The sequence below is a fragment of the Mesorhizobium sp. L103C105A0 genome (assembly GCF_000502215.1).
Lineage (GTDB): Bacteria > Pseudomonadota > Alphaproteobacteria > Rhizobiales > Rhizobiaceae > Mesorhizobium.
Map to the genome: position 1 here is coordinate 203,140 of NZ_AYXF01000010.1, position 24,846 is coordinate 227,985.

At 64.3% G+C, this 24,846-nt stretch carries 25 protein-coding genes; 15 read left to right on the forward strand and 10 right to left on the reverse strand.

What is annotated here, in order from left to right:
• Nucleotides 1-49: 49 nt before the first annotated feature.
• From X727_RS141575 to X727_RS141560, 4 genes are all read left to right on the forward strand, one after another.
• Nucleotides 50-538 (forward strand): Lrp/AsnC family transcriptional regulator, encoded by a 489-nt coding sequence (locus X727_RS141575; RefSeq protein WP_023732237.1) that lies wholly within the window; start codon nucleotides 50-52, stop codon nucleotides 536-538.
• 129 nt (nucleotides 539-667) lie between these two features.
• Complete coding sequence (locus X727_RS141570; RefSeq protein ID WP_023834903.1) at nucleotides 668-2,161, forward strand: NAD-dependent succinate-semialdehyde dehydrogenase; 1,494 nt, start codon at nucleotides 668-670, stop codon at nucleotides 2,159-2,161.
• 32 nt (nucleotides 2,162-2,193) lie between these two features.
• Nucleotides 2,194-3,573, forward strand: coding sequence for an aspartate aminotransferase family protein (locus X727_RS141565; RefSeq protein WP_023699813.1), 1,380 nt, complete (start codon nucleotides 2,194-2,196; stop codon nucleotides 3,571-3,573).
• A 9-nt stretch (nucleotides 3,574-3,582) separates the two neighbouring features.
• A complete protein-coding gene (locus tag X727_RS141560; RefSeq protein ID WP_023834904.1) occupies nucleotides 3,583-4,686 on the forward strand; it encodes an alcohol dehydrogenase family protein in 1,104 nt (367 codons plus the stop codon).
• Between the two features lie 12 nt (nucleotides 4,687-4,698).
• Here the strand turns inward: X727_RS141560 and X727_RS1000000166955 are convergent, their stop codons facing one another.
• Entirely contained in the window at nucleotides 4,699-4,842 is a 144-nt protein-coding gene (locus tag X727_RS1000000166955; protein WP_023709171.1) for a hypothetical protein, read from the reverse strand.
• Nucleotides 4,843-5,052: 210 nt separating this feature from the next.
• Between X727_RS1000000166955 and X727_RS141555 the strand changes: the two genes are divergently transcribed.
• From X727_RS141555 to X727_RS141530, 6 genes are read left to right on the forward strand one after another with little or no spacing between them, the layout of a single operon-like run.
• On the forward strand, nucleotides 5,053-5,724 hold the full coding sequence (locus X727_RS141555; RefSeq protein ID WP_023695231.1) for an amino acid ABC transporter permease: 672 nt from the start codon (nucleotides 5,053-5,055) through the stop codon (nucleotides 5,722-5,724).
• The gene (locus X727_RS141550) at nucleotides 5,724-6,395 is read left to right on the forward strand and encodes an amino acid ABC transporter permease (protein ID WP_023815165.1); all 672 of its coding nucleotides are present in this window, start codon (nucleotides 5,724-5,726) and stop codon (nucleotides 6,393-6,395) included. Before X727_RS141555 ends, X727_RS141550 begins: the two co-directional genes overlap by 1 nt.
• 1 nt (nucleotide 6,396) lies before the next feature.
• A complete protein-coding gene (locus X727_RS141545; RefSeq protein ID WP_023699816.1) occupies nucleotides 6,397-7,131 on the forward strand; it encodes an amino acid ABC transporter ATP-binding protein in 735 nt (244 codons plus the stop codon).
• A 2-nt stretch (nucleotides 7,132-7,133) separates the two neighbouring features.
• Entirely contained in the window at nucleotides 7,134-8,060 is a 927-nt protein-coding gene (locus tag X727_RS141540) for an isoaspartyl peptidase/L-asparaginase (protein WP_023667864.1), read from the forward strand.
• 11 nt (nucleotides 8,061-8,071) lie between these two features.
• Nucleotides 8,072-8,863 (forward strand): transporter substrate-binding domain-containing protein, encoded by a 792-nt coding sequence (locus tag X727_RS141535; protein ID WP_023695228.1) that lies wholly within the window; start codon nucleotides 8,072-8,074, stop codon nucleotides 8,861-8,863.
• Entirely contained in the window at nucleotides 8,857-9,879 is a 1,023-nt protein-coding gene (locus X727_RS141530) for a LacI family DNA-binding transcriptional regulator (protein ID WP_023815164.1), read from the forward strand. The genes X727_RS141535 and X727_RS141530 overlap by 7 nt, the downstream gene beginning before the upstream one ends.
• Nucleotides 9,880-9,960: 81 nt before the next feature.
• Here the strand turns inward: X727_RS141530 and X727_RS141525 are convergent, their stop codons facing one another.
• From X727_RS141525 to X727_RS141500, 6 genes are read right to left on the reverse strand one after another with little or no spacing between them, the layout of a single operon-like run.
• Entirely contained in the window at nucleotides 9,961-11,220 is a 1,260-nt protein-coding gene (locus X727_RS141525; protein ID WP_023692246.1) for an ABC transporter substrate-binding protein, read from the reverse strand.
• A 36-nt stretch (nucleotides 11,221-11,256) separates the two neighbouring features.
• Nucleotides 11,257-11,685, reverse strand: coding sequence for a hypothetical protein (locus X727_RS141520; RefSeq protein WP_023667860.1), 429 nt, complete (start codon nucleotides 11,683-11,685; stop codon nucleotides 11,257-11,259).
• On the reverse strand, nucleotides 11,682-12,737 hold the full coding sequence (locus X727_RS141515; protein ID WP_023834906.1) for an aldo/keto reductase: 1,056 nt from the start codon (nucleotides 12,735-12,737) through the stop codon (nucleotides 11,682-11,684). The genes X727_RS141520 and X727_RS141515 overlap by 4 nt, the downstream gene beginning before the upstream one ends.
• Nucleotides 12,734-13,087, reverse strand: coding sequence for a TIGR04076 family protein (locus X727_RS141510; protein ID WP_023667858.1), 354 nt, complete (start codon nucleotides 13,085-13,087; stop codon nucleotides 12,734-12,736). The genes X727_RS141515 and X727_RS141510 overlap by 4 nt, the downstream gene beginning before the upstream one ends.
• Entirely contained in the window at nucleotides 13,088-13,576 is a 489-nt protein-coding gene (locus X727_RS141505; protein WP_023667857.1) for a DUF3830 family protein, read from the reverse strand.
• A 1-nt stretch (nucleotide 13,577) separates the two neighbouring features.
• Complete coding sequence (locus X727_RS141500) at nucleotides 13,578-14,300, reverse strand: GntR family transcriptional regulator (protein WP_023667856.1); 723 nt, start codon at nucleotides 14,298-14,300, stop codon at nucleotides 13,578-13,580.
• A gap of 124 nt (nucleotides 14,301-14,424) precedes the next feature.
• On the opposite strand from X727_RS141500, the gene X727_RS141495 reads away from it, so the two are divergent.
• From X727_RS141495 to X727_RS141475, 5 genes are read left to right on the forward strand one after another with little or no spacing between them, the layout of a single operon-like run.
• Nucleotides 14,425-15,225: an ABC transporter ATP-binding protein gene (locus X727_RS141495; RefSeq protein ID WP_023735676.1), complete on the forward strand. Its 801-nt coding sequence runs from the start codon at nucleotides 14,425-14,427 to the stop codon at nucleotides 15,223-15,225.
• Nucleotides 15,222-15,971 carry an ABC transporter ATP-binding protein gene (locus tag X727_RS141490; RefSeq protein WP_023834907.1) on the forward strand — a complete coding sequence of 250 codons (750 nt, stop codon included), beginning with the start codon at nucleotides 15,222-15,224 and terminating at the stop codon, nucleotides 15,969-15,971. The genes X727_RS141495 and X727_RS141490 overlap by 4 nt, the downstream gene beginning before the upstream one ends.
• Nucleotides 15,968-16,876, forward strand: a complete 909-nt coding sequence (locus X727_RS141485; RefSeq protein ID WP_023834908.1) for a branched-chain amino acid ABC transporter permease — start codon at nucleotides 15,968-15,970, stop codon at nucleotides 16,874-16,876. Before X727_RS141490 ends, X727_RS141485 begins: the two co-directional genes overlap by 4 nt.
• Nucleotides 16,873-17,856 carry a branched-chain amino acid ABC transporter permease gene (locus X727_RS141480; RefSeq protein ID WP_023692250.1) on the forward strand — a complete coding sequence of 328 codons (984 nt, stop codon included), beginning with the start codon at nucleotides 16,873-16,875 and terminating at the stop codon, nucleotides 17,854-17,856. The genes X727_RS141485 and X727_RS141480 overlap by 4 nt, the downstream gene beginning before the upstream one ends.
• Nucleotides 17,853-19,148: an FAD-binding oxidoreductase gene (locus X727_RS141475; RefSeq protein WP_023710024.1), complete on the forward strand. Its 1,296-nt coding sequence runs from the start codon at nucleotides 17,853-17,855 to the stop codon at nucleotides 19,146-19,148. Before X727_RS141480 ends, X727_RS141475 begins: the two co-directional genes overlap by 4 nt.
• Nucleotides 19,149-19,215: 67 nt before the next feature.
• Here X727_RS141475 and X727_RS141470 read toward each other — a convergent pair whose 3' ends face one another.
• The 3 genes from X727_RS141470 to nirB are packed head-to-tail and all read right to left on the reverse strand — an operon-like array spanning nucleotide 19,216 to nucleotide 24,842.
• Nucleotides 19,216-22,053, reverse strand: coding sequence for a nitrate reductase (locus X727_RS141470; protein WP_023834909.1), 2,838 nt, complete (start codon nucleotides 22,051-22,053; stop codon nucleotides 19,216-19,218).
• 3 nt (nucleotides 22,054-22,056) lie between these two features.
• Nucleotides 22,057-22,386, reverse strand: coding sequence for a nitrite reductase small subunit NirD (gene nirD, locus X727_RS141465; protein WP_023745647.1), 330 nt, complete (start codon nucleotides 22,384-22,386; stop codon nucleotides 22,057-22,059).
• Nucleotides 22,387-22,391: 5 nt separating this feature from the next.
• On the reverse strand, nucleotides 22,392-24,842 hold the full coding sequence (nirB, locus tag X727_RS141460) for a nitrite reductase large subunit NirB (RefSeq protein ID WP_023686953.1): 2,451 nt from the start codon (nucleotides 24,840-24,842) through the stop codon (nucleotides 22,392-22,394).
• Between the last annotated feature and the right edge of the window lie 4 nt (nucleotides 24,843-24,846).

The following is a 24,846-nucleotide window of genomic DNA, read 5'->3' on the forward strand; positions in this document are numbered from 1 at the left end:
AATCGAAATAATGCGCCGTCATGGTGATGCCGACAAAAAGCGGACGCCGATGACATCGAAACTCGACGCGGTCGACCTCAGGATACTCGACGCCATCCAGCGCGACGGGCGCATCACCAAGCTGGCGCTGGCCGAACAGGTCGGGCTGTCGCCGACGCCGTGCTGGATGCGGCTGCGCAAGCTGGAGAAGGCCGGCATCGTCTCGGGCTACCACGCCAGGATCGCCATGCGCGTCGTGGCGCCGGTCGCCACCGTGCTGATGGAGGTGACGCTGGCCAGCCATCGCCAGGCCGATTTCGATCGCTTCGAACGCGTCATCCGCGATATCCCCGAAATCGTCGCCTGCTGGTCGGTGGGCGGCGGCGTCGACTATGTGGTGAAGGTGATGACGCGCGACATCGACGCCTATCAGCGGCTGGTCGACGGCCTGCTGGAGCGCGAGATCGGCATCGACCGCTACTTCACCTACATCGTCACCAAGACGGTGAAGGACGAAATCGTGCTACCGATATCCGACCTGTTGCCGGCGTCGGCATAAGCCCGGAGAGAATGTCTGTCGGGACGGCACAATAGAGAGAGTCTCTCTCCTTCAGGGCGTCGAAACAGTCTCTCTGTCTGTATGTGACGGATAGTCTTCCCGCATCGTCCGAACCGGGAGGCCTCGACCATGTCCGCGCATTTTGCCCGCTCGCATCGCCATGAGGCGCTCGACCGCCTCTCCGACCGCCGGCTGCTGCGCGAGCTCGCCTATGTCGACGGTCACTGGACGGCAAGCGGAGCGGCGAAGAGTTTCGAGGTTACCGATCCGGCGACCGGCACCACTGTCGCATTTGTCGCGGCGCTCGATGCCGGGCAGACGACCAAAGCAATCGACGCCGCCGCACGTGCCTTTCCGGCTTGGCGTTCGTTGCTGCCGCAGGAGCGGTCCAAAATTCTGCGAAAATGGTTCGAGCTGATCATTGCAGCCAAGGATGATCTGGCCCTGCTGATGACACTGGAACAGGGCAAGCCGCTGCAGGAATCGTTTGGCGAAATCGACTACGCCGCCTCCTTCGTCGAATGGTATGCCGAAGAGGCAAAGCGCCTCAACGCCGAGAGCGTCACCAGTCATCTGCCTGATGCCGAAATGATGGTGCGGCGCGAGCCGCTCGGCGTTGTCGGCGTCGTCACGCCCTGGAATTTTCCGGCGGCGATGCTGACCCGCAAGGCGGCCGCCGCACTCGCCGCCGGCTGCACCATCGTCGCACACCCATCCTCGGAGACGCCGCTGTCGGCGCTGGCGCTGGCTGAACTCGGCGAGCGCGCCGGCCTGCCCGCCGGCGTCTTCAATGTCATCACCGGCAAGGCTGCTGCCATTGTCGGTCGCATGTGCGAGGACCCGCGCGTTCGCGCCATAAGCTTCACCGGCTCGACCGAGATCGGCCGGCTGATCGCGGCGCAAAGCGCGCCGACGATGAAGCGGCTGGTGATGGAGCTTGGGGGCCACGCGCCGCTGATCGTCTTTGCCGATACCGATCTGGACAAGGCGGTGAGCATCGCCATCGATGCCAAATTCGCCACCTCCGGCCAGGACTGCCTCGCCGCCAACCGCATCTACGTCCAGCGCCCGATCTACGATCGCTTCTGCGCCGCTTTTGCCAGGCGTATCGAGGCGCTGCGCACCGGCAACGGCCTTACCGACAAGATCGACATCGGGCCGCTGATGCATGAGCGTGCCGTCGCAAAGGTCGAAGAGCAGGTCGCCGATGCCATCGCTCGTGGCGCGCGCTGCCTCACCGGCGGCAAGCGGCATCAGGCCGGGCCGCTGTTCTACCAGCCGACGTTGCTGGCCGATGTCAGCGACGAAGCGCTGATCATGCGCGAGGAAACCTTTGGGCCGGTCGCCGCAGTCACGCCGTTCGACAGTGAGGACGAGGTGATCGCCCGTGCCAACGCCACAGAATATGGCCTCGTCGCCTATGTCGTTACCGAGAATGGCGCCCGCCAGCAACGTATGGGCCGCGCGCTCGACTACGGCATGGTCGCCATCAACCGCGTCAAGATCACCGGAGCGCCGATCCCCTTCGGCGGCGTCAAGCAATCCGGCATCGGCCGCGAAGGCTCGCGCCACGGGCTCGAAGCTTTCGCCGATCTGAAGTACCTCTGTCTGGACGTCGCATAGTCCGTCCGGCCATCTCTCAAGGAGTAAAAAAAATGCTCGACCAGTCCAACGAACTCAACGCCTGGGATCGCGACCACTTCTTCCATCCCTCGACCCATATGGGCACTCATGCGCGGGGTGAATCGCCGACCCGCATCATGGCCGGCGGCGAGGGCGTCACGGTATGGGACAACAATGGCAGGAAGAGCATCGATGCCTTTGCCGGCCTCTATTGCGTTAATGTCGGCTATGGCCGCCAGAAGATCGCGGACGCGATCGCCACCCAGGCGAAAAACCTCGCCTATTACCACGCCTATGTCGGCCACGGCACCGAGGCTTCGATCACACTGGCCAAGATGATCATCGACCGCGCGCCGAAGGGCATGTCGCGGGTCTATTTCGGCCTCTCGGGTTCGGATGCCAACGAGACCAACATCAAGCTGATCTGGTACTACAACAATGTGCTGGGACGGCCGGAGAAGAAGAAGATCATCTCGCGCTGGCGCGGCTATCACGGCTCGGGCGTGATGACGGGATCACTGACCGGGCTCGACCTGTTCCACAACGCCTTCGACCTGCCGCGCGCGCCGGTCCTGCACACCGAAGCGCCCTACTATTTCCGCCGCGCCGACCGCTCGATGAGCGAGGAGCAGTTCTCGCAGCATTGCGCCGACAAGCTTGAAGAGACGATCCTGGCCGAAGGTCCCGAAACCGTCGCCGCCTTCATCGGCGAGCCGATCCTCGGTACTGGCGGCATCGTGCCGCCGCCGGCCGGCTACTGGGAGAAGATCCAGGCGGTGCTGAAGAAGTATGACGTGCTGCTGGTCGCCGACGAGGTGGTGACGGGCTTCGGCCGTCTGGGCACCATGTTCGGCTCCGACCATTACGGCATCAAGCCGGACCTGATCACCATCGCCAAGGGCCTGACCTCGGCCTATGCACCGCTGTCGGGCGTCATCGTTGCCGACAAGATGTGGCAGGTGCTGGTGCAGGGCTCCGACAAGCTTGGCTCGCTCGGCCATGGCTGGACCTATGCGGCGCACCCGATCTGCGTTGCCGCCGGCGTCGCCAATCTCGAACTGATCGACGAGATGGACCTGGTGACAAATGCCCACGAGACCGGCGCCTATTTCCGCGCCGAACTCGCCAAGGCTGTCGGCGGCCACAGACACGTCGGCGACGTGCGCGGCGATGGCATGCTGGCGGCGGTCGAATTTGTCGCCGACAAGGACGACCGGGTGTTCTTCGACGCCTCGCTCAAGATCGGGCCGCAACTGGCGACAGCACTTGCCGCCAGCGGTGTCATCGGCCGCGCCATGCCGCAGGGCGACATCCTTGGCTTCGCGCCGCCGCTCTGCCTGACGCGTGAGGAAGCCGACATCGTCGTCTCGAAAACCGCCGATGCCGTCAACAGCGTGTTTTCCAATCTCTGAGATCGACCCATGAATGCCATGACCAAGACCCTCCCCGCCACCATGGCCGCCGTGCTGCTCACCGGGCATGGCGGACCGGAAAAGCTCGTCTATCGCAGCGATGTGAAAGTGCCTGTGCCTGCCGCCGGCGAGGTGCTGGTCAGGGTCAGCGCTTGCGGTATGAACAACACCGATGTCTGGGTACGCCAGGGCGCCTATGGCACGGAGGAGGACGCTGCCGCCGTGTCGACGTGGCGGCGGCAAGGCAACACGCTTACCTTCCCGCGCATCCAGGGCACCGACACGGTCGGCACCATCGCTGCCGTCGGCGAAGGCGTTTCCCCGGGCCGTATCGGCGAACGGGTAATGGTCGATTTTTCGATCTACAACCGCGACGACGATTCCCTCGCCGACATCGACTATATGGGCCACGGTCGCGATGGCGGGTATGCCGAGTACCAGACAGTGCCGGCCGAGAACGCTCATGTCGTAGACACCGGGATGAGCGACATCGAACTCGCCACTTTCTGCTGCGCCTACCTCACCGGCGAGCAGATGCTGGAACGCGCCGGGCTGAAAGCCGGCGAGCGCGTGCTGGTCACGGGCGCCTCAGGCGGCGTCGGTTCCGGCATCGTGCAGCTGGCGCGGGCGCGCGGCGCCATTCCCTACGCCGTCGTCGGCAAGGGCAAGGAGCAGGCGGTGCGCGACATCGGCGCCGAAGCGGTTATTACCCGTGGGGTTGCCGATCTTCCCGCCGCCGTGAATGAAGCCACTGGCGGCCAGCCGATCGATGTGGTCGCCGATCTCGTCGGCGGCGCGATCTTCAACGACCTCTTGCGCATCCTGAGGCCCGAAGGCCGCTACACCACCGCCGGCGCGATTGCCGGTCCGGTTGTGCAGCTCGATCTCCGGACCATGTATCTGAAGCAGCTGCAACTGCACGGATCGAGCCAGGGGACGCGCGCCGACTTCCGCCGCATCGTTGGATACATCGAAGCGAAGAAAATCCGGCCGCTGGTCGGCGGTGTCTACAAACTGTCCGATTTCCACAAGGCGCAGGCCGACTTCATCGCCAAGGATTTCGTCGGCAAGCTGGTGGTTGTGCCGGACGCCATGTGGAACATCCGCGCATAACGGCTCCCAACGTCAGAGCGCGTCGTAAACGGCATCAATCAACACCTTGCGGCGTGGATCGACGTCGTCGAAACCCAGCATGCGGTTGGTGACGTAGCCGAATCCGACACCGGCGCCGGGATCGGCAAAATCGAGGGCGCCGCCCCCAGCCGCCATGGCCGAGGATTGCGGCGACGCGCGGCTGGCATAGGCGGCGTCCTCGAGCTGAAAGCCGGCGGCGAATTGCCGGCGCTTGAGACATAGCGCGCATGAGGCGAACCGGAATCATCGCAACGAATGCAAGCCACAGGCCGGCAACCAGACCCTGCATCTTGACAGACGAGGCGAAAGCCAAAAGAGTGAAACCGGTTTCACTGGGGACCGCCGGTGCATTTCGATCTGTCCATTCTGCTCCCGCATCTGGGTTTTCTGGCGCGCGGCGCCGAACTTACGGCGGCGGCTTGCGCGCTGTCGCTGGTGGGAAGCGTCGTCATGGGCGCGTTGGTGGCGATCGCACGCACCTCCGCCTCGGCACTGCTTCGACGGATCGCCTTCGTCTACGTCGATCTCTTCCGCAATGTGCCGTTCATCGTCCAGCTGTTCTTCTTCTATTACGGCCTGCCCGAGCTCGGCATTTACATCGACGCCTTCACCACCGGCGTCGTGGCGCTTTCCATTGCCGGCGGCGCCTATGCCTCCGACATCATTCGAGCCGGCATCCTCGCCATCGACCAGGGCATCATCGACGCCGCTGAAGTGAGCGGCCTGTCCAGGCGCAAGATCTTTACCCGCATCGTGCTGCCGATTGCGCTGCGCACCTCCGTGCGACCGCTCGGATCCGTGCTCATCAACATGATCCTTACGTCCTCGATCCTCTCGACCATCACGCTCAACGAGCTCACCGGCTCAGCCCAGATCGTGGTCTCGCAGACCTATCGGCCCTTCGAGGTCTATGTGGTGCTGCTCTGTGCCTATGCGGCCCTGACTTATCTGGTTTCGCTGGGCGTCACCCTGCTCCACCGCCATCTCAATCGGGACATGATGGAGGCGGTCGGCTGATGCGGTTCAGCGATTTCACCTCCTACGACCTGATCCTGCTGGCGCAAGGTCTCGGCACCAACGTCGCGCTGTTTCTCGTCACCTCTCTGATCGGACTGCTGATTGGCCTGAGCTGGGCGCTGGTGCGGTTCTACCGTGTGCCGGTTCTGGCCCAGGTCGTCACCTTCCTGTCGGAGCTGTTGAAGAACTCGCCGGTGTTGGTGCAGCTGTTCCTGGTGTTCTTCGGCCTGCCGGCGCTGTTGCATATAAGGGTGACGCCGGTCACCGCAGCGACCATCACTCTGTCGGCGAACACCGTGGCATTCGTCTATGTCATCGCGGTCTCGGCGATCGAGTCGATCGAACGCGAGCAGGTCGAGGCCGCGCGTGTCTTCGGCCTGACCCGGTGGCAGGTCCTGCGCCATATCGTTTCGCCCCAGGCTGCCGCCTTCGCGGTCGGCCCGCTCGTCGCGCTGCTGGTCAACCAGCTTCAGGTGACGTCGCTGATTTCTGTCATCGGCGTCGTCGACCTGACCAAGATTGGCCACATCCTCAACATGCGAACCTTGAAGCCGTTCGTGGTCTGGACCGTCGTCGGGCTGCTCTACTATGGCGCGGCAAAGCTGGTCGCCCTGCTTGGCGAGCGTCTTGAAAACCGCCTGCGGGCGCACAGCGCCTGGCGGGGGCTTTAACATGCTCAAGATCGAAAACGTGCACAAAGCGTTCGGCGAGGTCACTGTGCTGGACGGCGTCGACCTGACGATCGCGCCCGGCGAAGTGGTCTCGATCCTCGGGTCGTCGGGGTCCGGCAAGTCGACACTGATCCGTTGCATCAACGGCCTCGAAAAGCTGAAGTCGGGCCGCATCACGGTCGACGATTTCGATGTCAGCAAGCCGAAGGAGCTGGCCGAGGCGCGCAAGCGCTCAGGCACCGTCTTCCAGCTGTTCAACCTCTATCCGCATATGAGCGCGCTTCAGAACATTACGCTCGCCCCGATCGAGGTGCTGAAGATGCCGCGCCCTGAGGCCGAGGCGCTGGCGCGCAAGCTGCTCGAGTCCGTCGGCCTCGCCGATCGGGCCAACGCCTACCCGGCGCAGTTGTCGGGCGGGCAGCGCCAGCGTGTCGGCATCTGCCGGGCGCTCGCCATGCAGCCGCGCTATCTGCTGCTCGATGAAGTGACCAGCGCGCTCGACCCGGAAATGACTTCCGAGGTGCTGGCCATCCTGGCAAAGCTCGCCGCGCAAGGCACGACGATGCTGTTCGTCACCCACGAGATCGAATTCGCGCGCGAGATTTCCAACCGCATCGTCTTCCTCGACAAGGGCAGGCTGGTGGTCGATCTGCCAACGGATCGTTTCTTCGCCGCGGACGGCGGCCGGGCGCAGCCGCGGGTTGCGCAGTTTCTCTCCAAGATGCGCAAGGACTAGGAATGCTGCTGTTAGCCAACAACGAAGCATGGCCGGGATTCGAAACCTCGGTGCAAATGCTGCGCGATGGCGCCGTCAGCCTGGACGCGATGGTTGCCGGCATCGGCATGGTGGAGAAAGAGGTCAAGGTTCGCAGCGTCGGTTATGGCGGCTGGCCGAACATGCTGGGCGAGATGGAGTTCGACGCCGGCGTCATGGACGGCAATACAAGAGAGGTCGGTTCAGTCGGCGCCGTGCCAAGGACCTTGGCGGTCGCTGCCCTGGCGCAGCAGGTAATGAAGCGCCTGCCGCATGTGATGCTGACCGGCGAAGGGGCGCGGCGCTTTGCCAGCGAAATCGGTTTTGCCGAAGACGAAGTCTTGTTCGAGGACAGCAAGCGCGTCTGGTGGGAGCGGCTGCAACAGGAACTCACACCGCAACAGCTGGCGAAATTCCCCGATATCGATCTGGCGCCGCTCAGCCGTACTATCACCGATCCCGAGCGGGTCCGCGACACCACCGTCTTCCTGTCGGCGGATGCGCGGCGCGGCGTCCATGCCGCGAGTTCGACCTCGGGCTGGGCGTGGAAATATCCGGGCCGGCTCGGCGATTCTCCCATTCCCGGCGCAGGCTTTTACGCCGACAGCCGCTATGGCGCGGCGGCGTGCACCCATACCGGCGAGATGACGATGCGCTGCGCCACCGCACGGACCGTCGTGCTGGCCATGAAGCTTGGCCGATCCCTGTCGGATGCGGTCGCGCTGGCGGTCGAGGAACTGGCTGAACTCGACACCGGCTTCCTGGCCGGAGTGGTCATCCACGCCGTCGACGCCGAGCAGAACCACGAGGTGGTGAATTTCAGATGCGAGGGCGAGGTCCGCTACTGGCTCTGGAAGGATTCCATGCCCGCACCCGAATTGCGGGCAGCAAAACGTGTCACTAGAAAATAAGGAGAGGAACCATGAAAACCGTACTGCGTGCCTTCGCCGCGCTGGCCATCGTGGCCGGTTCGGCTTTTCCGGCCCTTGCCGGCATGATTGACGACATCCGCTCACGCGGCACCATTCGCATCGGCGTATCGCTCGGCGGCGAGCCGATCGGCTTTCGCGATGCACAAAACAACCCTGTCGGCTACGATGTCGATGTCGCGACGCTGCTGGCGCAAAAGCTCGGGGTGCCGGTCGAGTTCGTCGACGTCTCGGGCGATGCCCGTATTTCCATGCTGGTGTCGGGACAGATCGATGTCGCGGTCGCAAACACCTCGGCAACGCTCGAGCGGGCCAAGACCGTCAACTTCACCATCCCCTACAACCGGGCCGGGCTGCGCGTCATCGTCCAGAAGGATGCCGGGATAACCGACCTCAAGGGGCTCGCCGGCAAGAAGGTTGTCGTCGGCCGCGGCACCACGGGCGAAACCTTCCTCAAGGCGGCCGTGCCGGAAGCAGAGCTCGTCTATGTCGACCAGTTCGCGCCCGACGGGGTTCTGCAGCTGCAACAGAAGCGCGTCGATGCGGCGATCGAGGATTCCTCGCTGCTCGATTACCTCGCGACCAAGACACCGAGCCTGGTGACGCTGCCTGGCCTCTATTCCAACGATCCGATCGGCATCGCGGTCGCCAAGGGTGATCCCGAATTCGTCCGCTGGCTCGACATGTTCGTGTCCGACTTCATCCAGTCGGGCACCTATGAGACGACCTACAAGAAGTGGTGGGGGCCGGACTCCAACCCGCCGGCGCTCAACCCGCTGTGGTGACACCCACTACCGGTAACCGATCGGCGCACACTCGAGGCGCCGTCGCAACGATCGCCGATGTCGCGCGGCTGGCAGGCGTGTCGCGTGCCGCGGCCAGCCGTGCGCTGTCGAGCGGACCGCGACCGGTCTCGGCGGACAAACGCGAACGTGTCGTGCAGGCCGCCGCGCAGCTAGGCTACAAACCCAATCTCCTGGCGCAAAGCCTGACCACCAAGACCGTCAATCTGGTTGCCGTCGTGGTCAACCACATTCACGACCTTTCAGATCTCGACCTGTTCGACCGGCTGCTCGACGCAATCCAGTCGATCGGCAAGCAGGTCATCCTCATCCGCATCGGCTCGGCGGACGGGGTCGAGGATTTTCTGCGCAATGGCGTTGCCTATCATGTCGATGCCGCCGTGGTGTTCTCCGACTTTGCCGATGCAGCGACGGTGCGGCGCATGTTTCGCTCGGACCTGGTCATCATGCTGAACGGACTGCATGACGATCTGTCACCCACCGTCATTCCCGATGAATGCGTCGGCATCGCCGAGGCCGTGGCGGATGCGGCGGCCAAGCGCGCGCGCACGGCCAGCCTGCTGACCGGCCGTTCGTCCTCGCGGGTCGAACAGCTGCGCATCGGCCACTACCTCGAAGCGTTCCGGCATCATGGAATTGAACTGCTGCAGACGGTCCAGGGAGACTATTCCTACGAGTCGGGCTATGCGGCAGCCGCCGGCCTGACGGGACGCGGCTGTCCCGATGCGGTCTTTTGTACGTCCGACGCGATGGCCATGGGTGTTCTGGATGTCTGCCGGGCGGATTTCCCCGACAACCGGCCCAGCCGCTTCCGCCTCTATGGCTTCGACAATGTGTCCCTGACCAATTTCGACGCCTACCCGATATCGTCAATCGGCTACGACAAATCAGACTATGTGGGTCATATCGTCGGCGCCCTCTCCAATCCGCAGGTCTTCATGCCCGGCCAGCCGCCTGTCGTTATATTGACCCGGCTGATTTCGCGCTTGACCGCGTAACTAGCGCCGATGTTGGACTGCTTGTCCGGCGTCGATCTCCCAGAGATCGAACGGAGATCGCGCCGGACAATGTACCGGCGCCTACTGCAATTTCGCCTGCAGCGCGTTGACGTCGTCGGTTGTCATTTCACCGTCGGTCGTCACCTTGCCGTCGACGATCTTCCACAGCCGGAACGGACCGGTGATGTCGCCATATTTGTCGAAGCTGACCGGACCGATGACGCCTTCATAGCGGATCGGCTTGCCGTCCTTGATCAGGCCGAGCGCCTTGGCGAACTCGTCCTTGCCGGCATAGATCGGTGTGCCGGCAGGATCGACCGCCTTGTACATGGCATCCTTGATCTTGGCTGGATCCTCGGAGCCGGCAATGGCAATGGCGAGGCCGACAATGGCGCCGGCATCATAGGAACGGTCGGCTGCCGGGTTCGACGGTTCGATGCCCGAAAACTCCTTGTAGTTTTTCAGGAAATAGTCGGTGGATGCCGTCGGGCTGGTGCCGGAAGAGGTACCATAGGCATCCTTCAGATAATCGGCGCCGACGGATTCGATGAAGTCCGGGCTGTTCATACCGTCATTGAGCAGGAATTTCTGCACGCCGCCCTGCGATATCCAGGTGCGGGCGACCGTTGCGCCGTCGACCGGCGTGCTGACGAGGTAAAGTCCGTCCGGCTCGCCTCCCATCGCCGCCGTCACTTCCGAAGCATAGCTCGACTGCTTTTCATTATAGGGCGTGTCGGAGACGATGGTGCCGCCGAGCGCTTTGTAGGCACGCGAGAATTCGGCCACCATGTTGACGCCGAAGTCGTTGTTGACATGGATGATCGACAGTTTCTTGAAGCCCTTGTCGATGGCGTATTTGGCGGCGGCCACGCCTTGCAGCGCATCCGACGTGATGGTGCGGAAGAAGATGCCGTTGGTCTTGCCGTCGCGGCCAAGGGCGGTCAGCGTCGGCGAGGACGAAGCCGGCGACACCTGCACGATCTTGGCCGGCCCGGTGACCGAGGTCAAAATCGGGATCGACACCGAGGAGATGATGCCGCCGATGATCACCGGCACCTTCTTGACCTGTACCAGCTGGGTCGCGGCATCGACCGCGATATTGCCCTGGCTCTGGCTGTCGCGCGTGTCGGTTGCGAGATCGCAGCCGCGTACGCCACCGGCTTCATTGATGTCGCGGAAGGCCATTTCGACGGACTTCGCGCCGGCCTGGCCGTATTCGCCGGCCGGACCGGTGAGCTCCATGACCAGGCCGACGGTGATCTTGCAGTCCGCTGCGTGTGCGGCGCCGGCCATCGTCACGAGAGCCAGTGCTGTGGTGATTTGAAGTATCGTCTTCTTCATTGCCGTTCCCCTTTTCTTGTTTGAACTTTTGCCTGTTCAGCCTTCCGGCGCCTGCAGCCAGGTCTCATGCAGATGCCGCCATTCGACGCCGTTTGGTGCCGATGAACTGGTGGTGAAGACCGCACTGGACTGCCGGCGACTGTGTTTGCCGGCGCGCAGTTGCGCCTCGATGTAGAAGATGACGATCGTGTCCGCGTCCTGCCAACCCGGCCTGATGTCCTCGATCGATATGGCAAAACCGTCGTCGCAAGTGGCGCGGCTTGTCCGGACATGATCTACGACCGCGTCGCGATCGAGGATCTGGCCATTCGGCGCCACCATGGTGAGGCCTTCGCCCATGACAGCCTCGAAGCGGCCGAACTCCACAGCGTCGGCTCGCGCGGCGACAAACCAGTCGACGAAGAAGCGATGCAGGTCGATGATTTCAGCGCTGGCACGCGAAAAAAGGGAAGGCTCTCCGCTCATTTCTTCCCCGCATTGAGGTTGTAATGCATGATCGAGCCGTGGCGGCCATGACGGTCGCGCTCCAGCGCGTAGACATCGCCCGCGAGGCCGGTGCCTTGTGCGATGGCGGCAGCAATCCGCGCGCGATCGTCGGCGTCGAGCGCGACGTCCATGATTTTCGTATTGGCCAGCGCATGTGCCTGGTTGCGCGCACCGACAATGACGGCCGCGACCTGCGGCTGCTCGAGCACCCATGCCGAGGCGATGGTGGCAATGTCGACGCCGTGGCGATCGCCGACCGCTTTCAGCGCCTTGAGCAGGGACTGGAACAGCTCCCAGCCGCCGAAGTCGTCGATGATCAGCTTGTATTTGACCAGCGAGCGGTTTTCGAGCGGCGTGGAGGGCTCGGCCACGCCAAGCCATTTGTCGCTGAGGAAGCCGCCCGCCACCGAGCCGTAGCAGAGGAAGCGGACACCGTTCTTAGCGGCAAGGCCCGCAAGGCTGTTTGCCGGCCGCTGGTCGAGCACTGAATATTGCAGTTGCTGGCTGACCAGCGGGATGCCCGCGGAGAGGATTTCGGCTAGCCTCGGCGTATCGAAATTGGTGGTGCCGAGATTGCGCACCTTGCCTTCCAGCCGAAGCTCGTCGAGCCAACCCATCGCCTCGACGTAACGAGGCTGGTCATAATCCCACCAGTGAAACTGCACGAGGTCGATCCGCTCGGTCTTGAGCCTGCGAAGCGACTGATCGACGATGCCCCTGATGTAGTCGCGGCTGATGCCTGCCAGTCGTTCGAGGTCCGGCACCAGCTTGGTGTGCACCTTCATCCTGGCCGCAACATCGAGACCGCGCTCGCCGGCCAGCCGCAGGCGCGCGGCGCCGATCAGTTCCTCGACGCCGGTGTAGATGTCGGCGCAGTCATAGGTCCAGATGCCGGCATCGAAAGTGGCGATGAGGTCGGTCACCGCCTGGCTGCGGTCGACGGCGCCATGCCCGCCGGCAAGCTGCCAGCCACCGCGGATGACTCGCGAGATCGCATAGCCGGGGCTGAGTTCGACGGTCCTGGCGGTCATCCCTTGTCGGTCTCCTTCGGCAGCGGCACGGCCGTGGTTTCGGCATGGCTGAACCGCCGCTTGGCAAGCCTGACGATGCGGAGCCGGCTGGCGCAATTGGGATCGGGACAGGCGATCTCGGCATCCGAGGTCATCCAGTCATTTGCATGCGTCGGGCGCTGCTTTGCCGCCAGGAGCGGCAACACGGCCGAGATCGAATAGATCGAAAAACCCTGCCCTGCCGGCAGCGAGAGCATTTCGCCCTTCAGTTCGAAATAGTCGCCGGCCCTGGCGCCGCAATAGACCGGCTTGCCTTCGGGAATGACCGCTTCGACGCGCAGATCGAAGAGCTCGAAACTGTCGTCGGCCATTCAAGCCTCCACCAGGCTGAAGGTGATGTCACAGGCGCCGTTGCGGCGGATAACGCCGCAGGCGGCGGCAAACTGATCGCGCTCTCCGGCAAGCACTTGCGCGACCACGCTGCCGGCCAGCCAGCCGATCGGGAACAGCAGCCGCGCCCCCTGCCCGTAGTACAGGCCGATATCGAAGATGGCATTGGGATTGCCGCCCCACACGCGTGGCGGCACATAGGACAGCACGATATCGCCGGGCTGCGGCGTCAGCGTTGCATTCTCCGGTGGCAAAGACTGGGCATAGGCCTGGCCGTGGAGATCGGCTGACGGAACCGGGCACGAGATTTCCGGTCCTGTCCACATCGCATGGATGCCTGGGATGATGCGTGGCTGCGCCAGATACGCCAGCAGGAAGGCGGCATTCTCCGGCGCCTTTTCGGGCAATAGCAGCGCCGTCACGGAAAGCTTCGAGCGTGGTTCTGTGATGCCGATGGCGGGCTTGGGCATGTCAGTCCTTCGCCGATTGAAGTTTGTCGCGCAGGAAGGCGAAGGGGCGGCTGATGTCGGCTACCAGCGCCTCGCGCGCCGCTTGCGCATCCTGTTTGGCAAGTGCCGCGACAATGCCGCGGTGATAGTGCGCGGTATCGACCTCGCCGGCCTCGGAGAAGGCATAGATGGCGACGCGGATGCAGGGTCCCGATTGAAGCCAGAGGCTTTCGATCATCGGGATCAGCACAGCCGAGCCGCAGCAGCGGTAGATCTCAAAATGGAAGCTCTGGTTGAGCGTCGCTTCGCGATCGATATCCTTCTTGTGCTTCAGGGCCCGCATCTCGTCCCATTCGCCCAGCATGGCTTCGATCGACGCGATCTGGCGCGGGCTCATGCGCCTGGCGGCAAGCGCGATCGCTTCGCCTTCGATGAGTGAGCGGGCACGCAGGAGGTCGTCGATGCGCTCCAGCGTGATCGGCGGCACGCGCACGGAACGGTTGGGCAGCGCCTCCAGTGCCTTTTCCGTGATCAGCCGGCCGAGCGCTTCGCGTACCGGCATGGTCGAGGTGACCAGCGCATCGGCAAGACCGCGGATGGTCAGCACCTGGTTCGGCTCGAAAAGGCCACCGATCAGAGCACGGCGCAACTCGGAATAGACGCGATCCTGCACCGTCTCGCGGCCGACCGGCGTAAGCTGGGCTGCGATCGTCTCGTTGTTCTTTTCGATGGCAGCCTTCTGCATTACCGGCATTTGCCCCGTTTTCGGCTTGCGAATGAAATTAAAGCCGAATAGCGTGATCAAAGCAAGTGTGATCACAAATCAAAAATCAGGAGGCGACAACGATCGTCTTCGGCCAGAGGGTTTGATGAGCGATGCAGCGGAGCGCCAACGGCAGGAGACCCGTGCGCCAGTTCTGACGGCACGAAACGTCGTCAGGCGTTTTGGCGGCCTTGTCGCCGTCAACGATGTCTCGTTTGATGTCAAAGCGGGCGAAATCCTCGGCCTGATCGGGCCGAATGGCGCCGGCAAGACGACGATGTTCGATCTGTTGGCGGGCAGCATATTGCCAACCAGCGGCGATATCCTGCTCAATGGCACGCGCGTCTCCGGCGAAGCCGCTCATCTGCGTATCGGCCGTGGTCTTGGCCGCACCTTCCAGATCCCGCGCCCCCTGCCCAATCTGACGCTGATCGAAAACATCATGCTGGCGGCGCAGGGCCAAGCCGGCGAAAAATTGCTCGCCAACTTCGTCACGCCGTGGCGAGTGGCGGCACAGGAAAGAGCAGCCAGGGCAAAGGCACTCGAGCTGCTCGAGCTCGTCTCGCTCGCTCGGCTGGCGCACGAACCGGCGCGCGTGCTTTCCGGCGGTCAACGCAAGCTGCTCGAACTCGCCCGCGTCATGATGGCCGATCCGGCGATCATCCTGCTCGACGAACCGGCCGCCGGCGTCAACGCGACGCTGCTCGAGATCATCATCGACCGCATCCGCGACATCAACGCGCACGGCATCACCTTTCTGCTGATCGAGCACAATATCGACATGGTGACGCGGCTCTGCCACCGTGTCCTCGTCATGGCGAGCGGCCAGTTGCTCAGCGAAGGCACGGCAGAGGAAGTCGCCCGCGACCCGCGCGTCATCGAGGCTTATCTCGGGGGCGCCACATGAACGAGACCGTCCTCGACGTGCGCAACCTCGAAGCCGGCTATGAGCTTGGCGTGCCGATCGTGCGCGGCGCCTCGATCACCGTCGGCAAGGGCGAGATCGTCGTCGTGCTCGGCCCCAACGGCGCCGGCAAGTCGAGCTTCATCAAGGCGATCGCCGGCCTTGTCCCGATCACCGGCGGCGCGGTGTTCCTGGACGGCAAGGACATAACCGCCGCGCCCGCCCACACCATGGTCCGGCTCGGCCTGGCCTTCGTACCGCAGACGGAGAACATCTTCCCGCTGATGTCGGTCGAGGACAATCTGAAAGTCGCCTGCGGCATCCTCGAGCGACGCGAAATCCCTGCCCGCATCGAGGAAATGTACACGGCCTTCCCCGACCTCGTCCGCCAGCGCCGCACCGCCGCCGGCAATCTGTCGGGCGGACAGCGGCAGATGCTCGCCGTCGCACGTGCGCTGATCGTCCATCCCAAGGTGCTGCTGCTCGACGAACCGTCGGCCGGCCTGTCGCCGAAATTCGTATCGACGGTGTTCGAGATGCTGGCCGGCATCCGCAGGTCCGGCGTCACCATCCTGCTGGTCGAACAGAACGCCAAGGCAGCGCTTGCCATCGGCGACCGCGCCTATGTGCTGGTCGACGGCAAGGACCGGCACGAGGGCGTTGCTTCCGAACTGTGGAACGATCCTGTCGTCGCCGAACTCTATCTCGGCCAACGCCCGTCCCCCGTCGGCAAGGGAGGCGCGGCATGAGCCTGCAATTTGTCGTCGATGGGCTGCTGACCGGCTCGATGATCGGCCTTGGCGCCATCGGCGTGACGCTGACCTACTCGATCCTGCGCTTCTCGAACTTCGCCCATGGCGACTTCATGGCCTGGGGCACCTATGCGACGCTCGCCGTCGTCAGCGCCATCGGCGCGATCTTCGGCAAGGTGGCGCCCATTGGACAGCTGTCTTTCGGCTGGCCGCTGCTGGTTGCGCTGCTTGTCGGCATGACTTTCACCGCCCTGCTGGCGCTGTTGCTCGACAAGGTGCTGTTTTCGCGGCTGCGCTCGCAGGGGCAAGCGATCATCGTGGTGATGGCGAGCTTCGGCGCCTCGATGGCACTGCGCAGCCTGCTCGAATTCACCTTCAGCTCACGCCCGACCTATTTCAGCCGGGCGATCCAGATCGCCATGCCGGTCGGCTTCGGCATCCGCATCACGCCCGATCAGATCGCGCTGCTGCTGCTGACCGCAGTGCTGGTGCTCGGCGTGCATCTGTTGATGAGACGCACGCAGACCGGCCGCTCCATGCAGGCGCTGAGCCAGAATGCGGCCCTGGCCCGCATCGTCGGTATCGACGTTGCCTCCGTTGTGCGTGTCACCTGGATCATCGGCGGGGCGCTGGCCTGCGTGGCCGGCGTGATGATCGGCATTCTGGTGCAGATCCGCCCGTTCATGGGCTTCGACATGCTGCTGCCGATGTTTGCAGCAGCCATCCTCGGCGGCATCGGCAGCATTCCGGGCGCTGTGCTCGGCGGCTTGATCATCGGTCTTGCCGAAGCCGGTGCGGTGCAGCTGATCGGCGCCGAATGGCGCGCCGCAATCTCCTTCATCATCCTGATGGCGGTGCTGTTCGTGCGGCCGATCGGCCTGTTTGGTGTGAGGGAACGCTGATGGACCTGCTCGGCTACGGCGCCTTCTTCCTGACCACCGCACTGATCTTTTCGCTGGTCACACTGGGGCTCAATCTGCAGTGGGGGCTGACTGGCCTTTTCAATGTCGGCCTTGCCGGATTCGTCGCCATCGGCGCCTATACATCGGCGCTGCTGACGACCCCGGACGATGCCGCGCGCTTCGGCGGCTTCGGTCTGCCGATCCTGGTCGGCTGGGCGGGCGCCATGGTCGTCGGCGGTATCGCCGCAGCACTTACCGGCATGGCCACGCTGCGTCTGCGATCCGACTACCTGGCGATCACCACCTTCGGCGTCGCCGTCGTCGTGCAGCTGGTCGCGCTCAACGCGCAGAAACTCACCGGCGGCCCGTTCGGCATCGGTTTCATCCCGCGCCCGTTCGGCGGCCTTGCCGAAACGCCGCTGCTGTTCAACCTGTCGAACCTCGCCGTCGTTTCGGCTGTGACGCTGATCGCCTATCTCGCTCTGGAGCACCTGTCGCGCAGCCCCTGGGGCCGCGTGCTCAAGGCGCTGCGCGAGGACGAGCGAGCGGCGATTTCGCTGGGCAAGAGCGCGCGCTTCTACCGCGTCCAGGCCTTCGCCGTCGGCGGCGCTATCATGGCGCTGGCCGGCGCTTTGCAGGCGCATTTCACCGGCTTCATCGCGCCCGATAACTATCTGCCGATCCTGACCTTCCAGGTCTGGGTGATGCTGATCGTCGGCGGCTCGGGCAGCAATGCCGGCGCCGTTGCCGGCAGCATCCTGGTCTGGGCGATATGGGCGGGGTCGGGCACGCTGACCAGCGTGCTGTTTGCGCCCGAGCAGCAAGCACGCGCGGCCTCACTGCAGATCGTCGCCATCGGCGTCATGCTCTGCGTCATCCTGCTGATCCGGCCTAACGGATTGTTCGGCGACCGGCCGCGCCGACCGAAGCCCGGCACACAGACAAAGGCGGCGGCCAACGAGAACGAGGCCGGATCATGAATGCCATGATCCGGCAGCAAGCGTATGGCGTTTCGCTCTGGCATGCCGTCAGCCGCAACCGCCGCGACCGGGGCGCGCTGCAAGGCGGACTCGACGTCGATCTCGCGATTGTGGGCGGCGGCTTTTCCGGCCTGTCGACGGCATTGCATGCCTCTGAGAAAGGGCTTTCGGTCGCGGTCCTCGAAGCCGAATTCATCGCTTGGGGTGCGACCGGCCGGAATGCCGGCTTCGTCGTTCCGAACTTCGCCAAGCGGGATCCAGACGACATCATCGCCGAACTCGGACCCGAGCGCGGCGGGAGGCTGATCGATTTCGCCGCGGGAAGCGCTGACCTCGTCTTCGGCCTGATCAAGCGGCATGGCATCGAATGCGACGCTGTGCAGAACGGTTGGATCCAGCCGGCGCATTCGTCCGCCGCGCTGGAAAAGACGCGATCGCGCGCCGAGCAATGGGCGGCGCGGGGCAGGCCGACCGTAACGCTCGATGCCAAGGCGGTCACGACGCTCACCGGTATCGGCGGCTACGCCGGCGGTTGGATGGACAACTCGGGCGGCGTCCTCAATCCGGTCGAGTATGCGCGCGGCCTGGCCGACGCCGCGGAAAAGGTTGGCGCACGCATCTTCGAGCAGACGCGTGTCACTTCCATCGACCGCACGCCGGATGGCTGGGCCTTGAAGACTGCGTCCGGCACTGTGCGAGCGGGCAAGGTCTTGGTCGCCACCAACGCCTATGGTGGAGAGCTGAACCCGACACTGGCACGGACGTATATCCCGCTGAAAGTCTTCCAGATCGCCACTGCGCCGCTGTCGCGCGCCATACGCGCGCGCCTGATGCCCGGCGGCCAGGGCGTTGGCGACACCAGGCGCAACCTGTTCACGTGCCGCTGCGATGGCCAGAACCGGCTGATCAGCGGCGGCATGCATGTCGTCGGAGCCGGCGCCGAGACGCGGGTGCCGCAAACAATCTGGCGACGGCTCGCCAGGCATCTCGATTTGCCTGACCTGCCGCCGCTTGCCTACAGCTGGACAGGCGTGGCGGCGGTGGGGCCGGATTTCCTGCCGCGTCTCATCGACCTCGGCCCAGGCCTGATCGCAGGCTTCGCCTGCAACGGCCGCGGCATCGCCATGACCACGGCAATGGGCAAGGTGCTGGCCAACTGGGCGAGCGGAACGGACGCCCGCGATCTGCCGCTCCCCTTCGCGCCGCCAGCGCCGATCCCGCTGCACAAGCTCGTGCGCTATGCACCGAATATGCTGCTCCCCTGGAGCATCCTGCGCGACCGGCTGGATTAGACAGCCACCACCTTCCGCAATCGATGACCATGGTGGCCCAAGAGGATATCGTCAGATCCAGCCGCACCTACTCCGCAGCCTGAACCCGATTGGCCTGGATGACCGCCCGGATCTCGGACCGGCAGGAGCCGCAATTTGTGCCGGCCTTCAGGGCGCCGCCTACGGCTTCGACTGTCGTGCACCCGGCCGCCACTGCCGCCACGATCTGGTTGACCCCGACGCTGAAACAGGAGCAGACGGTCGCGCCCGCATCGGGCCGATCGGCGCCGGCGCGACCGGCGACGATCCTGAAGCGTTCGCGCTGGCTGGTGTGAACCTCCTGGAGTTGCTGTGCCGCCCAACCCCGCGAAACCGCCACCGGTCCCGACGCGATAAACAAAGCCCCGGCGAGGTGCTGGTCGTCAAAGGCAGCAATGCGATGCTGGCCGGTATCGCGGTCGTGATAGGCGAGCATGTCGGCTACGGGAGCATCGAAAAGCGAACCAGCAAAACCAGCCCAGTCGATGTCATCGCCGGCAAAGGCAAGCTCCACCCGCCAGCCGCCCTTGCATTTGGCCACGGCCCAGTAATCTGCTGCGAGCGCCACCGGCTTGCGGCGCACCACAGCGAAGCCGAAGGCTCTCGCGGCGAATTTCTCGATACGGGCGCCGACATGTTTCAGCGCAGGTTGGCCGGAAACCGGATCGGTCAGAGGCGCGGTCAGCGTGTCGAGGCGGCCCTTTGCCGAAAACTGATCGGTCCAGTGCATCGGCGCAAACACGCTCCCCCGGCGCTGGCGTGCCGTCACCAGCGCGCGCACCAGCACATCCCCGCGCAGGCTGGAGACGCGCACGATGTCGGCGTCGCCAATGCCGTGATGCGTGGCATCCGCCGGGTGGATCTCGACGAAGGGCTCGGCCATGTGCTGGGAGAGACGTGGGCTTTTGCCAGTGCGGGTCATCGTGTGCCAATGGTCGCGAACACGGCCGGTGTTGAGGATCAGCGGATAGTCCGGGCTGGTGCGTGTCTCGACGATGGGACGAATGGCGATGAAGCGCGCCTTGCGGTCGGGATTGTAGAAATTGCCGTTGGCGAAGAAGCGGGTGCTGGAAGGGTCAAGTCCCGCTTGAACACCCCCCTCTGTCCTGCCGGACATCTCCCCCGCAAGGGGGGAGATTGGCAGCTTTGACGCCGGCATATCTTCTGCATCGTTGGTAATTGGCGAAGGCCGAGGCGACGGCTGATCTCCCCCCTTGCGGGGGAGATGGCCGGCAGGCCAGAGGGGGGTGGCTGGGCTCGGCGCCGGCCATTGGAACGGAGCCAATTCTTCATAGGCGTCGGCATCGATCGCACCATAAGCGCCGATATCGAAATCCCGCGCGCCGTCATTCTCGAAACCCGACAGCGCGGCGTGTTCGGCGAAAACCTCCGCCGGCGTCACATGCGCAAACGCCTCGCCAAACCCCATCCGCTTGCCCACCTCGGCAATGATCTGCCAATCCGGCCGCGCCTCGCCGGGCACCGCAAGAAAGCTGCGCTGGCGCGAGATGCGGCGCTCTGAATTGGTCACGGTGCCGTCCTTCTCGCCCCAGGCGGCGGCGGGTAGCCGCACATGGGCGTGACGCACGGTGTCCGTGCTCGCCAGCACATCCGAAACCACGACAAACGGGCAGGCCTTGATCGCTGCCTCGACGGCATCGGCATCCGGCATCGAATCGACCGGGTTGGTGGCCATGATCCACAGTGCCTTGATGCGGCCGGCGGCGATCGCCTGAAACATCTCGACCGCCTTCAGACCGGGCTTTTGGGCGACGGCCGGCGCATTCCAGAAACGCTGCACGCGGTCGCGGTGCTCGGGGTTATCGATCTCCATATGGGCAGCCAGCATGTTGGCCATGCCGCCGACCTCGCGGCCGCCCATGGCGTTGGGCTGGCCGGTCACCGAAAACGGCCCTGCCCCAGGTTTGCCGATGCGGCCGGTGGCGAGGTGGCAGTTGATGATGGCGTTGACCTTGTCGGTGCCCGAAGACGACTGGTTCACTCCCTGGCTGTAGACAGTGACGGTTTTCGCAGTCGCGGCGAACAGGTTGTAGAAGCGGGTGAGCTCGTCCTCGCTCAGGCCGGTGGCGGCGGCAATGCCGGCAAGGTCGAGCGCCGATGCGGCGAAGAGAGCTTGGCCGAAGCCGGTCGTGTGTGCGGTCACATAGCCGCGCTCGAGCGCGTTGTGCCGGCCGAGCCAGGCGAGCAGTCCGGTGAACAAAGCAACGTCGCCATCCGGTGCGATCGCCAGGTGCATGTCGGCGATATCAGCGGTCATGGTGCGGCGAGGATCGACCAGCACGACCTTCATCTCCGGTCGTTTTTCCCGGGCCGTCGCGATGCGCTGGAAGAGCACGGGATGGCACCAGGCGAGATTGGAGCCGACCAGCACGATCAGGTCGGCGAGCTCGAGATCCTCGTAAGTGCCCGGCACGGTGTCGGAGCCGAAGGCGCGGCGGTGGCCGGCAACCGACGAGGCCATGCACAGGCGGGAATTGGTGTCGATGTTGGCCGAGCCGATGAAGCCCTTCATCAGCTTGTTGGCGACATAATAGTCTTCGGTCAGCAACTGGCCCGAGACATAGAAGGCGACGGAGTCCGGACCATGCTCGGCGATGGTTTGCGAGAGGGTCGAAGCGACGAGATCGAGCGCCTCGTCCCAGCCGGCATGGCGGCCGTGGATTTCGGGGTAGAGCAGCCTGCCGTCGAGGTCGATGGTCTCGGCAAGCGCGGAACCCTTCGAGCAGAGCCTACCGAAATTGGCTGGATGGTCGGGGTCGCCGCGGACAGTGACTTCACCGTCCGCGGCGACCTTCGCCAGCACGCCGCAACCTACCCCGCAATAGGGGCAGGTGGTCCTCACCTCGCGCGCTTCGCCAGGTTCCATGCTTCAGGCCGCGCGGCTGGCCAGCGCTTTCAGCGCAATGAACAGGTGCTCGCCCTCGATCCGCACAGGAATGGTGCGCACCACGCCCTCGTCGGCGCCGAGCGCCTTGCCCGTCTCCAGCGAAATGACCCAATTGTGCAAGGGGCAGGTGACGGCGGTGCCGTGGACGATGCCTTGGCTCAGCGGCCCACCCTTGTGCGGGCAATGGTCGTCGATGGCATAGACCTGATCGTCCTGCGTGCGGAAGACGGCGATCTTACCCTCGGGTGTGTCGACGCAGCGCGCGCCGCGGCGGGGGATGTCGGAGAGCGAGCCGATTGCGATCCAGTCCATTTTAATCACTCCGCAGCCTGCGCAAACCCGACAGAAGCCATTGGCCGGAACTCGTGCTTGTCCTTGCCGGAGACGCGTTCCGACCACGGGTCGACTTGGGCGAATTTCTGGCTGAAGACGAAGCGTTCGTAATAGGCCTTGCGCTTGGCACCGTCGTCCATGATCTGGCGCTTGATCTCGGGGATGCCGATGCGCTTGGCCCATTTGTAGATGCGCTCGAGATAGCGGCCCTGCTCGCGGTACATCTGCGTCAGCGCCACGATATGCTCCAGCGCCTCGTCCTCGGTCTTGACCAGGCCAAGCACTTCGGTGCCCTTGATGTCGAGGCCGGCGGCGCCGGCGAAATGGATCTCGTAGCCACTGTCGACACAGATCACGCCGACATCCTTGCAGGTCGCCTCGGCGCAGTTGCGCGGACAGCCCGACACCGCCATTTTGACCTTGGCCGGGGTCCACGAGCCCCACATGAATTTCTCGATGCGAATGCCGAGGCCGGTCGAATCCTGCGTGCCGAAGCGGCACCAGTCGGAGCCGACACAGGTCTTCACCGTGCGCAGGCCCTTGGCGTAAGCATGGCCTGAGACGAAGCCGGCCTGGCCGAGATCGGCCCACACCGCCGGCAGATCCTCCTTGCGGATGCCCAGCATGTCGATGCGCTGGCCGCCGGTGACCTTGACCATCGGTATCTCGAACTTGTCGACGACGTCGGCGATGGCGCGCAGTTCGGCGGCGTTGGTGACGCCGCCCCACATGCGCGGCACCACCGAATAGGTGCCGTCCTTCTGGATGTTGGCGTGGACGCGTTCGTTGATGAAGCGCGACTGATAGTCGTCGGCGTAATCGTTCGGCCAGTCGCAGACGAGGTAGTAGTTGAGCGCCGGCCGACATTTTGCGCAGCCGCAGGAGGTCGTCCATTCCAGCTCCTGCATGACGGCGGGAATGGTCTTCAGGCTCTTGGCGATGATCAGCCGGCGCACCTCGTCATGGCCGAGCGTGGTGCAGCCGCACATCGGTTGCACGGCGGCCGGGTTGTATTTGTCGCCGATGGTCAGCACCATCAGCTTCTCGACCAGCCCGGTGCACGAACCGCAGGAAGCCGATGCCTTGGTGTGGGCGCGCACGTCGTCGAGCGAAGCCAGGCCCTTGGCCGTGATCGCGCCGGTGATCTTTCCCTTGCAAACGCCGTTGCAGCCGCAGATTTCCGCATCATCCGGCAAGGCTGCAACGGCCGCCATAGGGTCCAGCGGGGCACCCCCCTGGTAGGACTGGCCGAAGATGAGCGTGTCGCGCATCTCCGATATGTCGGTCTGCTTCTTCTTGAGATCGTTGAACCAGGCCCCATCCGCCGTCTCGCCATAAAGCACGGTGCCGATGATGCGGTCGTCCTTGAGCACAAGGCGCTTGTAGACGCCGGCGGCGGCATCGCGCAGCACGATCTCCTGGCGGTCCTCGCCTTCGGCGAAGTCGCCAAGCGAGAACAGGTCGATGCCGGTGACCTTGAGCTTGGTCGGCGTGTCCATGTGGACGAAGGCCGCTGCCTCGTTGCCGGCCAACTGGTTCGCGGCAACGCGCGCCATCTCGTAGAGCGGCGCGACCAGCCCGTAGACCTGGCCGTAGACCTCGGCGCATTCGCCGAGCGCGTAGATGTCGGGGTCGTTGCTGCGCATGCCGGCATCGACGACAATACCACGATTGACGGCTATGCCGGCCTCCCTGGCCAGCGCCGCATTCGGCCGGATGCCGACCGCCATCACCACCAGCGTTGCCGGGATAATAGTGCCGTCGGCAAGCTCCACCTGCCCGACCTTGCCGTTGCCGGTGATCGCCTGGGTGTTGGCCTTGGTGATGACCTTGATGCCGCGCTGTTCCACCGCGCGCTGCAGGAGATAGCCGGCGGCTGGATCGAGCTGACGCTCCATCAATGTCGGCATGACATGCAGCACGGTGACGTCCATGCCTTGGGCGTTCAAACCTGCTGCCGCCTCCAGCCCGAGCAGGCCGCCGCCGATGACCACGGCCTTGGCGCGCGACTGGGCGGCAAGCATCATGGCCTGAACATCGTCGAGGTCGCGATAGGTCAGCACCCCCGGCAGATCATGGCCGGGCACCGGAATGATAAAGGGCACCGATCCGGTGGCGATGACGAGCTTGTCGTAAGGCTCGGTGACGCCGTGATCGGAGGTGACTGTCTTGGCCGCCCGGTCGATGGCGACGATCTTGTGACCTTTGTAGAGGGTGATGTTGTTGGCGATGTACCAGCCGTCGCCGTGGATGATGATTTCCTCATAGGCCTTTTCGCCGGAGAGAACCGGCGACAGCATGATGCGGTCGTAGTTCACCCGCGGCTCGGCGTTGAAAATGGTCACGGTGTAGCGGCCCGGCGCCTGTTCGAGCAGATGCTCCAGCATGCGCCCGGGGGCCATGCCGTTGCCGATGATGACGAGTTTTTCGGTCATGGCG

What these genes read in the sequence shown, in the direction of transcription:
- X727_RS141510 (WP_023667858.1), bottom strand. Translation starts at nt 13,087, where the DNA reads ATGGCCGACGACAGTTTCGAGCTCTTCGATCTGCGCGTCGAAGCGGTC.
- X727_RS141475 (WP_023710024.1), top strand. Translation starts at nt 17,853, where the DNA reads ATGAATGCCATGATCCGGCAGCAAGCGTATGGCGTTTCGCTCTGGCAT.
- X727_RS141505 (WP_023667857.1), bottom strand. Translation starts at nt 13,576, where the DNA reads ATGCCCAAGCCCGCCATCGGCATCACAGAACCACGCTCGAAGCTTTCC.
- X727_RS141470 (WP_023834909.1), bottom strand. Translation starts at nt 22,053, where the DNA reads ATGGAACCTGGCGAAGCGCGCGAGGTGAGGACCACCTGCCCCTATTGC.
- X727_RS141485 (WP_023834908.1), top strand. Translation starts at nt 15,968, where the DNA reads ATGAGCCTGCAATTTGTCGTCGATGGGCTGCTGACCGGCTCGATGATC.
- X727_RS141550 (WP_023815165.1), top strand. Translation starts at nt 5,724, where the DNA reads ATGCGGTTCAGCGATTTCACCTCCTACGACCTGATCCTGCTGGCGCAA.
- X727_RS1000000166955 (WP_023709171.1), bottom strand. Translation starts at nt 4,842, where the DNA reads ATGGCGGCTGGGGGCGGCGCCCTCGATTTTGCCGATCCCGGCGCCGGT.
- X727_RS141540 (WP_023667864.1), top strand. Translation starts at nt 7,134, where the DNA reads ATGCTGCTGTTAGCCAACAACGAAGCATGGCCGGGATTCGAAACCTCG.
- X727_RS141570 (WP_023834903.1), top strand. Translation starts at nt 668, where the DNA reads ATGTCCGCGCATTTTGCCCGCTCGCATCGCCATGAGGCGCTCGACCGC.
- X727_RS141545 (WP_023699816.1), top strand. Translation starts at nt 6,397, where the DNA reads ATGCTCAAGATCGAAAACGTGCACAAAGCGTTCGGCGAGGTCACTGTG.
- X727_RS141525 (WP_023692246.1), bottom strand. Translation starts at nt 11,220, where the DNA reads ATGAAGAAGACGATACTTCAAATCACCACAGCACTGGCTCTCGTGACG.
- X727_RS141575 (WP_023732237.1), top strand. Translation starts at nt 50, where the DNA reads ATGACATCGAAACTCGACGCGGTCGACCTCAGGATACTCGACGCCATC.
- X727_RS141495 (WP_023735676.1), top strand. Translation starts at nt 14,425, where the DNA reads ATGAGCGATGCAGCGGAGCGCCAACGGCAGGAGACCCGTGCGCCAGTT.
- X727_RS141500 (WP_023667856.1), bottom strand. Translation starts at nt 14,300, where the DNA reads ATGCAGAAGGCTGCCATCGAAAAGAACAACGAGACGATCGCAGCCCAG.
- X727_RS141490 (WP_023834907.1), top strand. Translation starts at nt 15,222, where the DNA reads ATGAACGAGACCGTCCTCGACGTGCGCAACCTCGAAGCCGGCTATGAG.
- X727_RS141515 (WP_023834906.1), bottom strand. Translation starts at nt 12,737, where the DNA reads ATGACCGCCAGGACCGTCGAACTCAGCCCCGGCTATGCGATCTCGCGA.
- X727_RS141520 (WP_023667860.1), bottom strand. Translation starts at nt 11,685, where the DNA reads ATGAGCGGAGAGCCTTCCCTTTTTTCGCGTGCCAGCGCTGAAATCATC.
- X727_RS141560 (WP_023834904.1), top strand. Translation starts at nt 3,583, where the DNA reads ATGAATGCCATGACCAAGACCCTCCCCGCCACCATGGCCGCCGTGCTG.
- X727_RS141535 (WP_023695228.1), top strand. Translation starts at nt 8,072, where the DNA reads ATGAAAACCGTACTGCGTGCCTTCGCCGCGCTGGCCATCGTGGCCGGT.
- nirD (WP_023745647.1), bottom strand. Translation starts at nt 22,386, where the DNA reads ATGGACTGGATCGCAATCGGCTCGCTCTCCGACATCCCCCGCCGCGGC.
- X727_RS141565 (WP_023699813.1), top strand. Translation starts at nt 2,194, where the DNA reads ATGCTCGACCAGTCCAACGAACTCAACGCCTGGGATCGCGACCACTTC.
- nirB (WP_023686953.1), bottom strand. Translation starts at nt 24,842, where the DNA reads ATGACCGAAAAACTCGTCATCATCGGCAACGGCATGGCCCCCGGGCGC.